The 15404-nt window shown below is 59.0% G+C and carries 19 protein-coding genes; 11 read left to right on the top strand and 8 right to left on the bottom strand.

What is annotated here, in order from left to right; genetic code table 11:
* Positions 1-4 precede the first annotated feature (4 nt).
* The 5 genes from proC (at position 5) to JNM42_RS03730 (ending at position 5111) form a co-directional block, all read left to right on the top strand.
* On the top strand, positions 5-817 hold the full coding sequence (gene proC, locus JNM42_RS03750; RefSeq protein WP_294266377.1) for a pyrroline-5-carboxylate reductase: 813 nt from the start codon (positions 5-7) through the stop codon (positions 815-817).
* Between the two features lie 2 nt (positions 818-819).
* On the top strand, positions 820-1359 hold the full coding sequence (locus tag JNM42_RS03745) for a YggT family protein (RefSeq protein ID WP_294266374.1): 540 nt from the start codon (positions 820-822) through the stop codon (positions 1357-1359).
* A gap of 383 nt (positions 1360-1742) precedes the next feature.
* Positions 1743-2432, top strand: coding sequence for an ABC transporter ATP-binding protein (locus tag JNM42_RS03740; RefSeq protein WP_294266371.1), 690 nt, complete (start codon positions 1743-1745; stop codon positions 2430-2432).
* A gap of 109 nt (positions 2433-2541) precedes the next feature.
* On the top strand, positions 2542-3750 hold the full coding sequence (locus JNM42_RS03735) for an ABC transporter permease (protein ID WP_294266368.1): 1209 nt from the start codon (positions 2542-2544) through the stop codon (positions 3748-3750).
* A gap of 158 nt (positions 3751-3908) precedes the next feature.
* Complete coding sequence (locus JNM42_RS03730) at positions 3909-5111, top strand: ABC transporter permease (RefSeq protein ID WP_294266418.1); 1203 nt, start codon at positions 3909-3911, stop codon at positions 5109-5111.
* Between the two features lie 112 nt (positions 5112-5223).
* Here JNM42_RS03730 and JNM42_RS03725 read toward each other — a convergent pair whose 3' ends face one another.
* Together JNM42_RS03725 and JNM42_RS03720 are read right to left on the bottom strand one after the other, a co-directional pair.
* Positions 5224-5379 carry a hypothetical protein gene (locus JNM42_RS03725; RefSeq protein WP_294266366.1) on the bottom strand — a complete coding sequence of 52 codons (156 nt, stop codon included), beginning with the start codon at positions 5377-5379 and terminating at the stop codon, positions 5224-5226.
* Between the two features lie 18 nt (positions 5380-5397).
* Positions 5398-5550 carry a Fic family protein gene (locus JNM42_RS03720; RefSeq protein ID WP_294266415.1) on the bottom strand — a complete coding sequence of 51 codons (153 nt, stop codon included), beginning with the start codon at positions 5548-5550 and terminating at the stop codon, positions 5398-5400.
* A gap of 100 nt (positions 5551-5650) precedes the next feature.
* Between JNM42_RS03720 and JNM42_RS03715 the strand changes: the two genes are divergently transcribed.
* Complete coding sequence (locus tag JNM42_RS03715; RefSeq protein ID WP_294266363.1) at positions 5651-5854, top strand: hypothetical protein; 204 nt, start codon at positions 5651-5653, stop codon at positions 5852-5854.
* 288 nt (positions 5855-6142) lie between these two features.
* Here the strand turns inward: JNM42_RS03715 and JNM42_RS03710 are convergent, their stop codons facing one another.
* The 4 genes from JNM42_RS03710 to JNM42_RS03695 form a co-directional block, all read right to left on the bottom strand.
* Entirely contained in the window at positions 6143-7441 is a 1299-nt protein-coding gene (locus JNM42_RS03710) for a metal ABC transporter permease (RefSeq protein ID WP_294266358.1), read from the bottom strand.
* Positions 7438-8370 carry a metal ABC transporter substrate-binding protein gene (locus JNM42_RS03705; protein ID WP_294266355.1) on the bottom strand — a complete coding sequence of 311 codons (933 nt, stop codon included), beginning with the start codon at positions 8368-8370 and terminating at the stop codon, positions 7438-7440. Before JNM42_RS03705 ends, JNM42_RS03710 begins: the two co-directional genes overlap by 4 nt.
* Positions 8371-8372: 2 nt before the next feature.
* Positions 8373-9665 carry an acetamidase/formamidase family protein gene (locus tag JNM42_RS03700; protein WP_294266353.1) on the bottom strand — a complete coding sequence of 431 codons (1293 nt, stop codon included), beginning with the start codon at positions 9663-9665 and terminating at the stop codon, positions 8373-8375.
* A 264-nt stretch (positions 9666-9929) separates the two neighbouring features.
* Positions 9930-10112 carry a DUF5668 domain-containing protein gene (locus tag JNM42_RS03695; RefSeq protein WP_294266348.1) on the bottom strand — a complete coding sequence of 61 codons (183 nt, stop codon included), beginning with the start codon at positions 10110-10112 and terminating at the stop codon, positions 9930-9932.
* 216 nt (positions 10113-10328) lie between these two features.
* Here JNM42_RS03695 and JNM42_RS03690 point away from each other — a divergent pair, with 216 nt between their 5' ends.
* Genes JNM42_RS03690 through JNM42_RS03670 form a run of 5 tightly spaced genes read left to right on the top strand, consistent with a single transcriptional unit; the run spans position 10329 to position 14640 of the window.
* On the top strand, positions 10329-11945 hold the full coding sequence (locus JNM42_RS03690) for a tetrathionate reductase family octaheme c-type cytochrome (protein ID WP_294266345.1): 1617 nt from the start codon (positions 10329-10331) through the stop codon (positions 11943-11945).
* 2 nt (positions 11946-11947) lie between these two features.
* Complete coding sequence (locus JNM42_RS03685) at positions 11948-12541, top strand: cytochrome b/b6 domain-containing protein (protein WP_294266342.1); 594 nt, start codon at positions 11948-11950, stop codon at positions 12539-12541.
* 49 nt (positions 12542-12590) lie between these two features.
* Positions 12591-12983 carry a hypothetical protein gene (locus JNM42_RS03680; protein ID WP_294266339.1) on the top strand — a complete coding sequence of 131 codons (393 nt, stop codon included), beginning with the start codon at positions 12591-12593 and terminating at the stop codon, positions 12981-12983.
* 28 nt (positions 12984-13011) lie between these two features.
* Positions 13012-14166 (top strand): rhodanese-like domain-containing protein, encoded by a 1155-nt coding sequence (locus JNM42_RS03675; protein WP_294266337.1) that lies wholly within the window; start codon positions 13012-13014, stop codon positions 14164-14166.
* Between the two features lie 51 nt (positions 14167-14217).
* Positions 14218-14640 (top strand): hypothetical protein, encoded by a 423-nt coding sequence (locus JNM42_RS03670; RefSeq protein ID WP_294266335.1) that lies wholly within the window; start codon positions 14218-14220, stop codon positions 14638-14640.
* 90 nt (positions 14641-14730) lie between these two features.
* Here JNM42_RS03670 and JNM42_RS03665 read toward each other — a convergent pair whose 3' ends face one another.
* Together JNM42_RS03665 and JNM42_RS03660 are read right to left on the bottom strand one after the other, a co-directional pair.
* The gene (locus JNM42_RS03665; protein WP_294266332.1) at positions 14731-15045 is read right to left on the bottom strand and encodes a hypothetical protein; all 315 of its coding nucleotides are present in this window, start codon (positions 15043-15045) and stop codon (positions 14731-14733) included.
* A complete protein-coding gene (locus JNM42_RS03660) occupies positions 14927-15298 on the bottom strand; it encodes a hypothetical protein (RefSeq protein ID WP_294266421.1) in 372 nt (123 codons plus the stop codon). The genes JNM42_RS03665 and JNM42_RS03660 overlap by 119 nt, the downstream gene beginning before the upstream one ends.
* Between the last annotated feature and the right edge of the window lie 106 nt (positions 15299-15404).

Genomic DNA, 15404 nt, shown 5'->3' with positions numbered 1-15404 from the left:
GAACATGAAAATTACATTCCTCGGCGGCGGCAACATGGCCAGCGCGCTGATTGGCGGTTTGCTGAATCAGGGGTTTTCTCCGGAAGATATTGCCATGATCGAAATCGATGCAAAAAATCGTTCGCGTCTGGTAAAGGCCTACGGACTGCGTTGTTTCGCCAGACCGGAGGACCAGGCCATGCAATGCGACGCCCTGTTGCTGGCGGTCAAGCCGCAGCAGATGCGCGAGGCCTGCGCATCGCTGCCGCCGTTTCTCAAGCAGCAGTTGGTCATCAGTATTGCCGCCGGCCTGCGCCTCGCCGATCTGTCGCGCTGGCTGGGTGGCCATGACAAACTGGTGCGTGCGATGCCCAACACGCCGGCACTGATCGGCTCCGGGGTGACCGGGCTGTATGCCCTGCCGAGCGTCTCCGAGGCCGAGCGACTGGGTGCCGAGCGTATTCTGCAGGCGGTCGGCAGAACCCTGTGGGTGACCGACGAGGCGCAGATTGACGCCGTGACGGCCATTTCGGGCAGTGGACCGGCCTATGTTTTTCTGTTCATTGAAGCCTTGCAGCAGGCGGCATTGACACTCGGCTTCACACCCGGTCAGGCGCGACTACTCTCGATTGAAACGATGCTGGGTTCGGCCAGGCTGGCTGCACAATCCGACGAGCCTGCCAGCCTGCTACGTGAACGAGTAACCTCAAAGGGTGGAACTACCGAAGCCGCCTTGCTCAGGATGGCCGAATGTGGCGTCAAGGACGGTATTATTGTCGGTGTGCTGGCGGCCAATGCGCGAGGCGCTGAACTGGGCGATTTGCTCGGCAAGGATTAACAATGTTCACACAAGCCGGGCTGTTTCTTCTCGACGCCCTGATCGGCTTTCTGACCTTCGCGCTGCTCCTGCGTTTTTACATGCAGGCTTTCCGCGTTTCTTTCCGCAATCAGGTCGGCGCCTTTGTCGTGCAGTTGACCAACTGGCTGGTGATGCCGCTGCGCAAGGTCTTGCCGGGACTCTTCGGACTCGATCTGGCCAGCTTGTTGCCGGCTTATCTGCTGCAGGTCTTGCTGCTGTTTGCCGTGTTTCTGCTGCGCGGTGGCCTGGACGTGGTGGTGACGGGCACTCTGCCTGGGCTGATTTTCTGGACTGCGCTGCTGGCCACCCTGCGCATCAGCGTTTATCTGTTGATCGGAGCGCTTTTTCTGCAGGCCATTCTCTCCTGGGTGAACTCCCACTCTCCGCTGGCGCAGCCGCTGGCCCAGTTGACCCGGCCTTTCCTCGATCCGATCCGGCGCATTGTCCCGCCCATCGCCGCTATCGACCTGTCGCCGCTGATTGCCATTCTCCTGGCTCAGGTCGTCCTGATTTTCCTCTAACGGGAATGGATCCGGCGCCACTCCACATGATGAAAGTTGCCGGCCTGCCCGTTGCACTCCCTTGCAGGGCGCATTCCGGCTTGGCAGCCGGAATCGCTCGATTGGCACGGAGCATGCTGCGCGAATTCCCAATCTCGCCCCCCGACCCCTTGCAGGGTGAGGGGGTTTGCACACTTTTCCATGAGACCGAAGCTAATGCAGAGCCGGGAGAAGGACCGGGGATCAGGGGCAACGATAATTGCATTACGCTCAGCTACGTTTTTTAGGGCGATAACAATGCAAACAGCTAGCGCAAAGACGCCGGGTTACAAAAGTAACACAACGGGTCCTGTTTGCCTTGCGAGACCTTTGCGGCTTTGCGGTGGACTTCTGGACTCTGGTTCATGCCCGCACTGATCGAGTTGTCAGGCATCGAGCGGATTTTCTATCTCGGTGACAGCGAGGTGCACGCCTTGCGCCACCTTGAGCTGAGCATTGCTGCCGGCGAATACGTCGCAGTGATGGGGCCATCCGGCTCCGGCAAGTCGACGCTGCTCAATCTGCTCGGCCTGCTCGACCACCCGAACACCGGTATCTATCGTCTGGAGGGGCGCGACGTGACTACGCTGTCGCCCGAGGAGCAGGCACGCGTGCGCAGCGAACGAATCGGTTTCGTCTTCCAGAGCTTTCATCTGGTGCCGCGCCTGACCGCTGCCGAGAACATCGCCCTGCCAATGACGCTGGCCGGAATCGAACCGGCGCAGCGCAGCAAGCGCGTCGTTCAGGCACTCAAGGATTACGGCCTGGCCGATCGCGCCAGCCACCGGCCGGACCAGCTCTCCGGCGGCCAGCGCCAGCGCGTGGCCATTGCCCGCGCCACGATCATGCAGCCGGCGATGATCCTCGCCGACGAGCCGACCGGCAACCTCGACCGTGCCACCGGCGAGGAAGTCATGCGCCTGCTCGAAGAACTCAACCAGCGCGGCGTCACGCTGATCGTCGTCACCCACGACATCACACTAGGCGCCCGCGCCCGGAGACAATTGCTGATGGAGGATGGCGAGTTGAGGCACGATTCGAAAGTAAAAATATGAACCACAATGAGAAGCAAAACCACTTTGAACGAAAGCCAAGCGATGTTTGTTCATTCTTGTGTTTCGTTGTGTGCGTTGTGCCCGTTGTGGTTAAACGCTTTTCACCAACATGCGCACCCCCGACCTGATCCGTTTTGCCCGCGATGCGGCCACCGGCAATCCGCTGCGTACCTCGCTGCTGGTTCTGGCGATGGCCATTGGCGTGGCTGCTGTGGTGGTGCTTACGGCGCTGGGTGACGGCGCGCGGCTTTATGTGATCAGCCAGTTTTCATCGCTCGGCACCAACCTCGTCATCGTCCTGCCGGGTCGCTCGCAGACTGGCGGCTTCAACCCTGGCAACGCCATCACCAGCACGCCGCGCGACCTGACCATCGACGACGCGCAGGCACTGCTGCGCGCCAGCGCCGTGCATCTTGTGGCGCCGCTGGCCGTCGGCACCTCGGAGATCAGCTACGGCGGCAAGCTGCGCGAAGTGATGGTCGCCGGAACCAATGCGCAGTTCATCGAAATACGCCGGCTGAAGCTGGCGCAGGGGCGCTTCCTGCCCGACGGCGACTGGCGGCGCGGCGCCTCCGAGGCGGTGATCGGCGCCAAAATTCGCGACGAGCTGTTCGGTGCCGAATCGGCACTTGGCCAGTTGATCCGTGTCGGCGACCGGCGCTTCCGGGTGGTCGGCGTGATGGCCTCGACCGGCCAGGGGTTGGGAATGAACACCGACGAGTTGGTGATCGTCCCGGTCGCGCTGGCGCAGGCGATGTTCAACAGCAACACGCTGTTCCGCATCCTGATCGAAGCCAACGGCCGCGAGGCGATCGAAGCGGCCAAGGCGCAAGCGAGCGAAATCATCAGGCAGCGCCACGAAGGCGAGGAGGACGTGACGATAATCACCCAGGATGCCGTGCTCGCCACCTTCGACAAGCTGCTGGGTACGCTGACGCTGGCGGTCGCCGGCATTGCGGCGATCAGTCTGGCCGTGGCCGGCATTCTGGTGATGAACGTGATGCTTGTTTCGGTCACCCAGCGCACCTCCGAAATCGGTCTGCTCAAGGCGCTCGGTGCCACCGGTGCAACGATCCGCAGCGCCTTCCTCACCGAAGCCGCTATGCTCTCGCTGGCTGGCGCCTTACTCGGCTATCTGCTCGGGCAAGGCGGCGCCGCACTGATCCGCCAGCTCTACCCGGTCTTCCCCGCCTACCCGCCCGACTGGGCCGTATTCGCCGGGCTCGGCACCGCACTGCTCACCGGTATCCTGTTCGGCGTGCTGCCGGCACGGCAGGCCGCACGACTCGATCCGGTGCAGTCGCTAGCCAAACGCTAAGCATTATGGAAAATCGAACATCCACCGCAAAGTCGCAAAGGTGCAAAGGAAAGCGCAAAGGTATGTATCTTGTTTCGTCCGAATTTTCTTTGCGAGCCCTTTGTGCGCTTTGCGCCTTCGCGGTGGACGTTTCGGCTGTACCCAAGCACTGAGCAATGATCCGCCCTGCCGACTCCATCCAACTGGCGCTCCGTGCCATCACCGCGCACCGCTTGCGCAGCTTTTTGACGCTGCTGGGCATCGCCGTCGGCATCGCCGCGGTGATCCTGCTGACCTCGATTGGCGAGGGAATCCACCGCTTTGTGCTGACCGAATTCACGCAGTTCGGCACCAATCTGGTCAGCATCGCGCCAGGCAAGGTCAAGACCTCGGGCCCGGCACCAACCGGCATCCCGACCTCGGTTCGTCCGTTGACGCTCGACGACGCGCGTGCGCTGCAACGCTTGCCGCACATCACCGGCATGTCGGCGATGGTGTGGGGCAATAGCGAAGTCAAGGGCAATGGCCGGCTGCGCCGTACGACGATCAATGGCGTGACCCCCGACATGCGCAAGGTGTACAACGTCAAGGTCAGCAGCGGGCAGTTTCTGCCGCCGGAGGAATCGGAAAGCGCGCGCGCCCTCGTGGTGCTCGGCGCCAAGCTCAAGAGCGAACTGTTCGGCGCGGAAAACGCCCTCGGTGCGCGCCTGACGATTGGCAACCTGCAATTCCGCGTGATCGGCGTACTTGAAGCCAAGGGGCAATTCCTTGGCATCGACCTCGACGATGCAGCCTACATCCCGACGGCGCGCGCGCTCGAACTCTACAACCGCGACGGCATGATGAAGATCGATCTCTCGTACGAGGAGGGCATTCCGGCGGCACGCATCAGCGAGGCGATCGTCGCCACGCTCAAGGCGCGCCATGGTCGCGAGGACTTCACCATCACTACGCAGGAAGACATGTTGCGCACGCTGTCGAACATCCTTGACGTCCTCACCCTGGCCGTCGGTGCGCTTGGCAGCATCTCGCTGCTGGTCGGCGGCGTCGGCATTATCACCATCATGACCATCGCCGTCACTGAGCGCACCGGCGAGATCGGCCTGCTGGTTGCGCTCGGCGCGCCGCGCAAGACCATCCTCGGGCTGTTTCTCGGCGAGGCGGTCGCTCTATCCGCACTCGGCGGCTTCGTCGGCCTGGTACTAGGCTTCGGGCTGGCGCAACTGATTCATCTTCTGGTGCCGGCGTTGCCGGTTAAGACACCGATCAGCTTCGTGCTGTTTGCCGAAGCCATCGCCATCGTCATCGGTCTGCTGGCCGGCGTCCTGCCCGCCAGACGTGCGGCACGGCTCGATCCAGTGGAAGCGTTGCGGGCGGAATGAGGCGGCATTTTTTTGATCCTTAATGATCGGTTTAAGCGCCTCATCGAACGCTTCCCGCTCGCTGGCAAACGAATCATCCCCAAACGGTGGAGTTCCATCACTCGTCGATCACTTACAACAGCCAGCCACCTTTGCCGTTGTCGTAGATGTCGATCCGAACCGTCTTTCCGATGCTGCGCTCGGCTTCATCGGCAGCAGAACATACCCCTTCAAGTAAAAAGGAAATCCAGGCTTCCCAGTTCCCCTCGCTTCGAATATTCGAGAGCACTCGGTAGTGCTCCAACTGTTACTGGTTGAGATAGCCGCTCAGGTAGAGCAGAGGCTCGGAGAGCAGGCCCCAATGTTCCAGAAGTACGGCGATCAGCAGGCGTCCCATACGGCCGTTGCCATCGAGAAAAGGGTGGATCGTTTCTAATTGGGCGTGAACCAGGGCAGTAATGACCAGGGCGGAAGTGCAGGCGCGTCGGCATGAATGAATCGCTCCAGGTCACCCGGCAGATCCGCTATATGTTCCGCTCCGGGCCAACCAGGCCCGGCAAATGCAGGCGTTGGCTGAGCAGATCCAGGACGACGCCGGGGGTAACCTTCGGGTGCTGCTCGAATGTGCCGTGCGGCTGGCGTTTGGTTCACCGGTCGAACACCGCGTGGCGGCCAAAGTGAAAGCCAGCAGGCGTACCCGTCTGCTGAACTCGCTGGCGCGAGCCCCGTCGATCCGGCCCCGACTGCAGGCCGTCCTGCAATAGACGCGGCTGCGTGCCTGCCAGACCGAGACGAAAGACTGCGCCCACGCCGGGGTGCCACTGCCAGCCTTGCCCATTGCCTGCCCCTGAACTCTCGAACAGTTGTTCGACCCTGCGATGTTGTTTGGAGCCAGTCGAAGCGCTTTGGCATCTGGTTGCTTTCTCTGCCGCCGCGGCACACCAATGAGCAGAAAAATTGGTGCAGCCCTTACCCTTTCGGCCCATGCGGCTCCTCTGCTCGTCAGCCTGCGACTTTAGTTGTACTTGTAATTGCCATGCCTGGCGATCGTATTAAACACGGTCGGTTGGCTTCATAAGTTGAGGCAACCTTGCTGCAAGCCATCCTGGGCGTTTCGATGGAAATGACAGCAAGGCCAGGCACGCGCACAACAATACCCATGCCAACGGCCAGCGTAGCCGCTCACGCGCCCGCGAGCGGGTTTCCTGCATGACGAAGCGCTCGCCCTTGATCATTTCGTTGTAGGACTGCTGGAATGAAGAGATTTTCCTGATCTTTTCGTCGTCGACGGACGACGTCTCCCAAAGGCTGCTCGCTTCGAGTGCCGTCAAGCGGACCACCTCTGCAGCGTATCGCTTCACGTAGTTTTCCGCATCCGCATGGATTTCCATTTCCTGGGGGCTGAAATAGGCTTGCCGCAAGGCAGGCCAACTGGCTTCCAGGGCATCGAGCAGCGGTTGATCGGCGCGTGGCTTGGCAATGAACCAACCGGCCGAAACCAGCATCACAATGGCTACGAGATTGCCGAGCAGTTTTCCCACTCTCCGCATTTCCCATCCGTTGTCTGCAAGCATTCGTCCGCCAAGCGCGGCGCCGAGAAACAAGGCAAAGCTGCTAACCATGGTGGCACCTGTCGAGGTGTCGAGGAGATAAGAGGCCACCAGGCCTGCAGCGGCGGCCAGGCCGCCGACACCCCAACCGATCGTCAGTTGTCGACCGACTGTGTTAGCCCACAGCAAGCCCACCAGGGCCGGTATGATCAGGAAAGAAAACACCAGCAGCACCCCCGCCATGGCCACTGAACTCGTGACAACGATGCCGAAGGCTGCATAGAAGCCGAGATCAGCCAGCCAGCCCGCCATGCCCGCTTGTGCAAACCAGCCTCGCCGTGCCGCCAGCCAGAGTAAAAAGCCGATGGTGCAGTAAAGCGGCACGACATGTACCAGTTCATCTGGACTGACGGTTAGGACACTGCCGGTCAGAATCTGCTTCAGATGTTCCGCGCCCTGCGGAGCCTTTTCGATGAGCAGCAGTGACGCCGCGGTCGTCGCCACATAAAGCACGCCCACGAGCGCTTCCGGCGGAATTCCTTTTGGGGCATGGCGGATTAGTGAAAGGATCAGGGCTGCTCCCCAGGCAAAGCCTAGCGACCAGGCATAGGCGCCAATCGTCAGCGGCAGATGGCCTTGCATGAAACCGACCGTCGCGCCCAGGGCCGCCGACTGCGCCAGTGCAAGATCGACGAAGACGACATTGCGTTTGAGTACCTGAAGACCAAACTGACAGTGAATGCCAATCAGGATCAGGCTGGCAAAGAACGGCAGGGAGAGAAGTTCGATGGCCTCTTTCATGGCTTGCTCTCGGAATATGCCGCCGTGAGCGCGGCGACATTGGTATCAAAAAGGGAGAAATAGTCTTTTGCCTGCGGCAGGTCACCAACCGATGCCGCAAGAATCGCGACCCGGGCCCCCGCCTTGCGCGCCAGGAAGTCAACATCCCGAGCTGGATCCTGCGGGTGACGGACGATAAACGACACCTGCTCGTCGCGCATGCGCCGTATAAGTACGGACAAAGCCGCGGGACTGGGCGCGACGCCCGAACGTGGCTCGATGGTGCCAACAAAATTCAGCCGGAAGCGGCGGGCGAAGTAAGGCCAGTTGTTGTGGTAAGTCAGCAGCGGTTTGCCGGCCAATGGCGCCAACTGCGTCTGCCACAGCCGTATTCGTTGTTCCAGACGGGTCAGGAAATCGATGCGGCGCTGTTCGTAATGTTTGGCATTGGCAGGATCAAGACGTACCAGCGCCTCGGCAATGTTGCCGGTGATAATCTCGGCGTTCGCCGGGTCTAGCCAGTAGTGCGGATTGCCTGCGCCATGAGAATGGCCTCCGTCGCTCAGACCAGCACCTTTCACCTCCAGCAGCACGATGGCGTACGAGGAATCGACGTGTCCGGCTCCACCACGCATCAGGGCGGGATTGCCGGTTTGACGCAGCATTCGATCAAGCCACAGGTCATAGTCAAGGCCGACACGCACGATGATTCGGGCGTCGCGAAGTCGGTCGAGATCCTGGGGGCGAGGCGCATAGTCTTCTGCGTCGCTGCCGGCTGGTGCCAGCGATACCACACTGACGCGATTGCCGCCAACGGCTTCGACCAGACTTTTCAGGTCGGTGGTGGTCGTTACAACCGACAGAGCCGCCTGAGCCCACGGGGCCAACAGCAACAAGAAACCCAGGCACAGAAAACGGACGGCAAGCCGTCCGTTTTGCGACATTGACATCGCTACTTCTTGGCTGTAACCCAAAGACTCTTGGGCAGCAGACAGTGAATCGACTTCTGCTCGCCAGTCATTTCACCAACGCGGCAGTCCATTGCCATCGACGCCAATGCGTAGGAATCAAGTCGGGTAAGGCCTTTCTTCTGCTGTAACAGCTCGATCAAGGCCATCGAGGCGTTGTCCATCGCCTTGTTGGCGTCTGCGTCCTTGCCCACCGTTACCAGATAGTCCTTGGTTTCAGCGATCGGGCGTTCGGGGATGGACTTGACCTTGAGATCTTTCGGATTCATGCAGTGAATACCCTTTTTGATATTCACCACCTGCGAGACCCGGCAGTCGGAGACCTTGGGCATCAGCTTCGCCGCCTCGTCGGCGCTGATCTTGCGCTGTTCGGCGAGATACTTGACTGTTTGCGCCTTGGCACCGTCCCAGGCCAGGTTAAGATCCTTGTCAAAGCCCATGGTCACCCAGTGCGTGGGGGTTTCGATGCGCGGCATGTCGAGCTTGATACCCTTCAGGACTTCAACGGTGACATTGAGCTCCTTGTAGGCGGTTTCGATTGCCGTCAGGTTGACCTCGCCGTTACCCTGCGCGGCGTGTGAGTCGCCGGACCAGAGCAGACCGCCCTTGGCCCAAACCGGCACGTAAAGCGTAGCACCCTCCGTCAGTTCGCGGATGTCCATATTGCCCGCGAACTCGCCTGGCGGGACACTGGAGTAGCGGCCAGGTTCGGCGCGAGCTACCCCGATGGTGCCCGGAAAAGGCTGCAAGGGAATTTCGATACCAGGCAGGAACTCAGCGATTTTGCGCTGCATGTCCAGATAGAGGTATTTCACCTGTCCATCCTGGAACTCTTTCGGAAACTGACCGAACATACCCGGTATGTTGAAGTTGGTACCATAGGCGCGCGGGACAATACGATTTATCTTGATTTTGAGCACGTCGCCCGGCTCAGCGTCATTGACGAAGATCGGACCGGTCAGGGTGTGCGGACCGCGCCCGGGATTGTCGGTGCGCAGCTTCTTCAGCTCTTCGATGGTCTTGCCTGGAACGATCTGATTGTGTGCATGCATCATGGTTTCCATGATGACGGTGTCTCCGGAGTCGATCGTGAGTACGGGTGGCTGAGCATTGTCGAACCAACCCCACTGGGTCGTTTCCAGAGTTGCCGGCAACAGGTGAACTTTGCCTGGCAATCGGGTGGCCACCGTCAGTGACTGTGCAGTAGCGGGGAGCGAAGCAAAGGCAGTGGCAAGGGCTGCGCTCGTGACAAGTGCTTTCAGTATCGTGTGCGACATCGATTTCTCCGACGTGGTTGAGGGGCGAGGGAAGCAATTGATCCAATGATCTGATTCCGTATATTAGACACGCACAATATGTGCCAGAAAACGGAATTGATTGCCCTGTCGAGAGAGTCAATGAATCGAAGGCGAAAACGTCGCCAGCACCGCACCGGGGTGGGGCGAAATGGCAGTCGATGCACCAGTTTTGGATGAATCTTTCGTATTGCTGATCGACTCAACGAGCGGGGGGCAATAACTCAATCACCGAATCCGGCTACCCTATTTTTTATTCTTGCTGCTGGTGTCGGGCGTAAAGAAAAAACCGATACCGAGGGCGATCAGGATCAGCGGCCACCAGGTGCGCATCAACTGGGCGAGGTTGATGTCGAGGTAGCCCAGATTGTGCGCCAGCGCCAGGGCACCGATCAGGATCAGGACGAAAGCGCCGTAATTTCCTCTCATCGAAATATTCCTTTGGCCAGGTTGAAATAGGGCAAGCCGTCATTACGGCTGGAGAACTGTTTTTCGCCTATTTTATACGAGGCTTTGCCAGAGTCGACGTTTGGGAAAAAAGTACCTATTCAACTGGTAGGGGATTGATTTCAGGCGATCAAAGGAATATTGTATTAGCAATTGATTATTAAATAATATGTCGTTTTGAATCGCAAGGTGAAGAGTATGGGGCTCAATTCCTTACGACAGTCTGCGGGATGTGTTCTTGCGGTCTTGTTGTATCTGTTTTCTGTAAGCGCGTTGGCGGTCGATGAGCCGAAGCCGCTCAAGCTGACGACGACGGCCGATCACTCCAAATTCAAGGAGTTGCAGCGAGAATTTCAGTCCGGTCCGGAAGTGACCAAGGCCTGCCTGACCTGCCACACCGAGGCGGCTGGCCAGATACACCGTACCAAGCACTGGAAGTGGGAGCACCTTAACCCCGACAGCGGGCAGACGCTGGGCAAGAAGCACATCCTCAACAACTTCTGCATTTCCATCGCCTCCAATTACTCGGCCTGTACCAGTTGCCACATCGGCTACGGCTGGAAAGACGCCAATTTCGACTTCAGCGTAAAGGAAAACGTCGACTGTCTGGTTTGTCACGACACCACCGGCATTTACAAGAAACCGCCGGGTCTGGCTGGCAATCCAGTCATCAAGGACATGGAACTGCCGCCCGGCTCAGGCAAGATCGTCAAGGGTATCGACATCACCAAGGTCGCGCAGAAGGTCGGCAAATCCAGTCGCGACACCTGCGGCGCATGCCATTTCTTCGGTGGCGGCGGCGATGCCGTCAAGCATGGTGACCTCGACAGTTCGATGGCTGCGCCGGACAGGGAACTGGACGTGCATATGGATGCCACCGGCCTGGATTTTACCTGTGCCACCTGTCACAAGACCTCCAGCCATGATGTCGCAGGTAGCCGTTACACCCCGACGGCGATGGACAAGGGCGGGGCTCACATCCGGGGCAAAGAGGACAACAGCAATCCGGCGACCTGTGTTTCCTGCCATGGGAACGGGCCGCACAAGAAGGAAGAACGCCTCAATCAGCACGCTACCAAGGTCGCCTGTCAGACCTGCCATATTCCGGCCTTTGCCCGGGGTGGTGTGGCTACCAAGATGAATTGGGACTGGTCGACGGCTGGCGAGCGTGATGCCGAGGGTAAACAGGTCGTCAGGAAGGACGACAAGGGCCGCGTCATCTACGAGTCGAGGAAAGGCACATTTACGCTGGGCGAAAACGTAAAACCCGAATACTTCTGGTTCAATGGCGACGTCAATTACACGCTGGTGACCGACAAGATCGAGAAGTCCGAGGGCGTCATCCGCATCAACTGGCTCGGCGGCAGCCCCACGGACGGCAAGTCGCTGATCTGGCCGGTCAAGGTATTCCGTGGTTCACAGCCTTTCGATCCGATAAACAAGACGCTGGTCAAGCCGCATACCGCTGGCAACGACGACACCGGCTACTGGAAAAACCTGGTCTGGGACAAGGCGGTTGAAGCGGGTATGAAGGACGCCGGTCTGCCCTTCTCGGGCCAGGTTGATTTCGTCAAGACCGAGATGTTCTGGCCGATCACACACATGGTCGCTCCCAAGGAAAATGCCCTGGCCTGCGTCGAATGCCACAGCAAGAATGGCCGCCTGACGGGTATTCAGGGAGTCTATATCCCGGGCCGCGATGCCAACAAACTGATCGACACCATCGGCTGGGGAATTGCCCTGCTGGCCCTGCTCGGCTCGCTCGGTCACGGCTTGATGCTCATCGCCGCCCGGCGCAAGCACCAAGGAGAATGAAAATGGGCGAACGCGTATATATCTTCAAGGGTTTTGAACGCTTCTGGCACTGGTCGCAAGCCGGCCTGATCATGTTCATGATGCTGACGGGTTTTGAAATCCATGGTACCTATTCGATCTTCGGCTTCGAACGGGCAGTGAACTATCACAACATCGCTGCGTGGTCGCTGGTCGGTTTGTGGGTCTTCGCCATTTTCTGGCACCTGACGACGGGTGAGTGGCGGCACTACATTCCGAGCGTCGAGAAAGTGCTGGTCATTGCGCGTTTCTATTCCTCCGGTATTTTCAGGAACGAGCCGCATCCCTTCAAGCCAAGCCAGCTTAACAAGCATAATCCCTTGCAGCGCCTGACCTATCTCGGCGTGCTGTTGTTCATCAGCCCGCTGATCTGGATCACTGGCTGGCTCTATCTCTTCCACGGCGAGTGGTCGGCCTGGGGCCTGAGCGTTCTGCAGCTTGAATGGGTGGCTATCGGCCATACCATCGGTGCCTTCCTGATGCTGGCTTTTTTCGTTTCACACATTTATCTGGTGACAACAGGGCATACGCCCACATCTCAAATCAAGGCCATGATTACTGGTTGGGATGAGACCTGAAGAGCCATTCACTCAACGAATACCAACCAACTGCAATGGAGTCCAAATCATGAAATCCGTAAAACCCATCGCTGCCGCCGTCCTGCTTACTCTGCTCGGCGCATCCTTTTCTGCAAGCGCTTACGATGCCGACTGGAAGCGCGGTCGCATCTACTACCGCAGCGTATGCACTTCATGCCATGTGGCGATGCCTGTCGGCTCGATCAATCCAAGCACCAAGACGATGGCCGAATGGTCGAGCTACATACAGGCCGACAAGCATGCCAAGGGCAAAGACACGGTCAAGCAGTATGTGAGCAAGAGCTATCGCGCCAGCATCAAATCGGCCAACAAGGCCGCCGAAAAATTCGCCGAGGTGCCGGATCAGGAACTGCTTGATGACATCAAGGCGTTTCTGATCAAGGGAGCCAAGGACGGCGAGGCACCGGCCAGTTGCAGTTAATCCCTCTATCACTTTTCAGGAGATTGTAATGAACGTAAAACGATTGGGTTTGCTGGCAGTTTTCGCGGCCGGTCTGGTGGCTTTCCCGGTGCTCTACCCCGCTTTGGTTCAGGCGGCCGATGCGCCGGTAATTCAGGCCAGGGAGGGATGGTACAAGGCGCTGGTCGACATCGACTTCGTTCGCTCGAATGTGGATATTCCGCCCAGGAAGGGCGTGCTGGTCATCGACTCGCGGCCGGCTGCCAGACAGTTTGATCCGGGCCATATTCCTGGTGCCATCAACATTCCCGATAGCCAGTTCGACAAGCAGGTCGAGCGGCTACCGACCGACAAATCGACCTTGTTGATATTCTATTGTGGCGGTGTCGATTGCATGCTGAGCCACAATTCGGCATTCAAGGCCGAGAAGCTGGGTTATTCGAACATCAAGGTCTATGCGGCAGGCATGCCGGAGTGGGTGGGCAAGGGGGCGCCGGTATCGGTGTCAGCGGCCTACATCAAGAAGCTGATCGACGACAAGGCGGCTTACACCCTGATCGACGCACGGCCCAAGCGCGTTGCTGACAAAGGCATGATCCCGACCTCGATCAATATCTCCGATAGCGAATTCGACAAACACGTCGACAAGTTGCCGGCAGACAAGGCGACACCGTTGATTTTCTACTGCGGCGGACTTGAATGCCTGCTTTCCGACAAATCGGCAGAGAAGGCGAAGAAGCTTGGCTACACGAGTGTCCTGACTTACCCGGAAGGTTATCCCGAGTGGGAAAAACTCCACGGTGCACCACCGGAAGCGACAACGGCGACTGGAACGGCAGCAGGCAAAACGGCAACGGCGACATTGGTAGCCGGCAAGGAGAAGGGCTCGGTGACGGTCGAATCGTTTGAACAGGCCTGGAAGGCAAATCCGGCGGCGATCATGCTCGTCGATGTGCGCGATGCCAAGGAGTTTGCCGCCGGTACGATAAAAGGGGCGGTGAGCTTGCCGATCAATGACCTCGAGAAAAAAATCGGAACGCTACCCACTGACAAGCCGGTTGTGTTTATCTGTGGAACCGGCGCACGTTCCGGCGAAGCCTACGATACCGTAAAGCTGCTCAGGGGCGAGGTACAGGCGTATTTCATCGACGCCGATATCAAGTTCAATAATGACGGTGCTTACAGTATGGTTCAGAAAAAATAACCCATTCGCAATCCATTTGTGGATTGCATTTAACTTCATCAGGATCAAATCATGAACAAGCTGCTTATTACTCTCGTGCTGGGGTATTCCTTTGTCTTGCCGGGCTACGCCGAAACCTCGACAGAACTTTTCGTAACACTCAACTCAGGCAATCCGCAGACGCAGGGCATGGCCCTGGTTCTGGCTACCCAGGCCGTCGAGCAGAAAGCCGGTGTGCGGGTTTTGTTGTGCAGCGAAGGTGGCCAACTCGCTGTCAGGAACAAGGAATCGGTGCCCTTGAAGCCGCGTAATGTAAGCCCCAAGGACATGCTGCAAAGTCTGTTGAAGGCCGGCGCCAAGGTTGAAGTCTGTGCCCTGTTCCTGCCCAACAGCGATTGGAAACTGCCTGACCTGATTGAGGGGGTCAGCGTGGCCAAACCGGCTGACGTTGCGGCTTATTTGCTGCAACCCAATGTAAAGATTTTGAGCTACTGAACGCGCGACATGACAGTCAGACGTTTCCCGGGACATTGAATGTAAAAAAGAAATCCGGGGTGTTGTGGGTTACGCGCTGAAGCCGCTATGCTAGCGCGCTAGCGGCAGACCTTCGGCCAGCCGGTCAAGGTCGCGCTGACGACGCTCGTCGGGGTCGAAGTGACAGCCCGGCTTGTGCTCCGCCCATTCGAGCAGCGCCGACAGTACTTGCGGCGCATCGAACAGCCCGTGGCAGTAGCTTGCCATGATCTGGCCGTCTTTGGAAAGCGCGCCCTCCAGTGCGCCATCAAGCAGGGTTGCTGGATGCTCCAGTGCCGCGCCGCGCGTCACGCCCCTGTGGATGCGGTAACCGGTGATGCGTGGCGCCTTTTCCGACCCGCCGGGCAACAGCAAAGTGCCGCTCACGTTCTCCAGCGTCTTTTCCGCGCCCAGCGTCGTTTCGTAGTCGAACAGTCCCCTCCTCGGCGTCCAGATACAGGCCGTGCAGGTCGGGCAAGACGCCGAGAACCGGCTTGCCGGTGCGTTCCTCGAGCCAGCGCAGCCCGGATTCGAGCAGCGCGATATCGCGCGCGCGCAGGTTGATCTCGGCCGGGCTGCCGGCGCCTTCGACGATCACGCACTGGTAGGCGGCGCACAGGCGCTCACACGACTCAAGCACGGCCTACATGGCACGCGGCTTGTACTCGTGGTAGGCACAGGCGTCAAGATCGGTCAGCGCCTTGTCGTGGATGATCCCCTGCGCGCGACCGATCTCGCCGCCATCG

It is taken from the genome of Propionivibrio sp., from assembly GCF_016790145.1.
Classification (GTDB): domain Bacteria; phylum Pseudomonadota; class Gammaproteobacteria; order Burkholderiales; family Rhodocyclaceae; genus Propionivibrio.
This window is presented reverse-complemented; position numbering and strand designations above follow the sequence as displayed.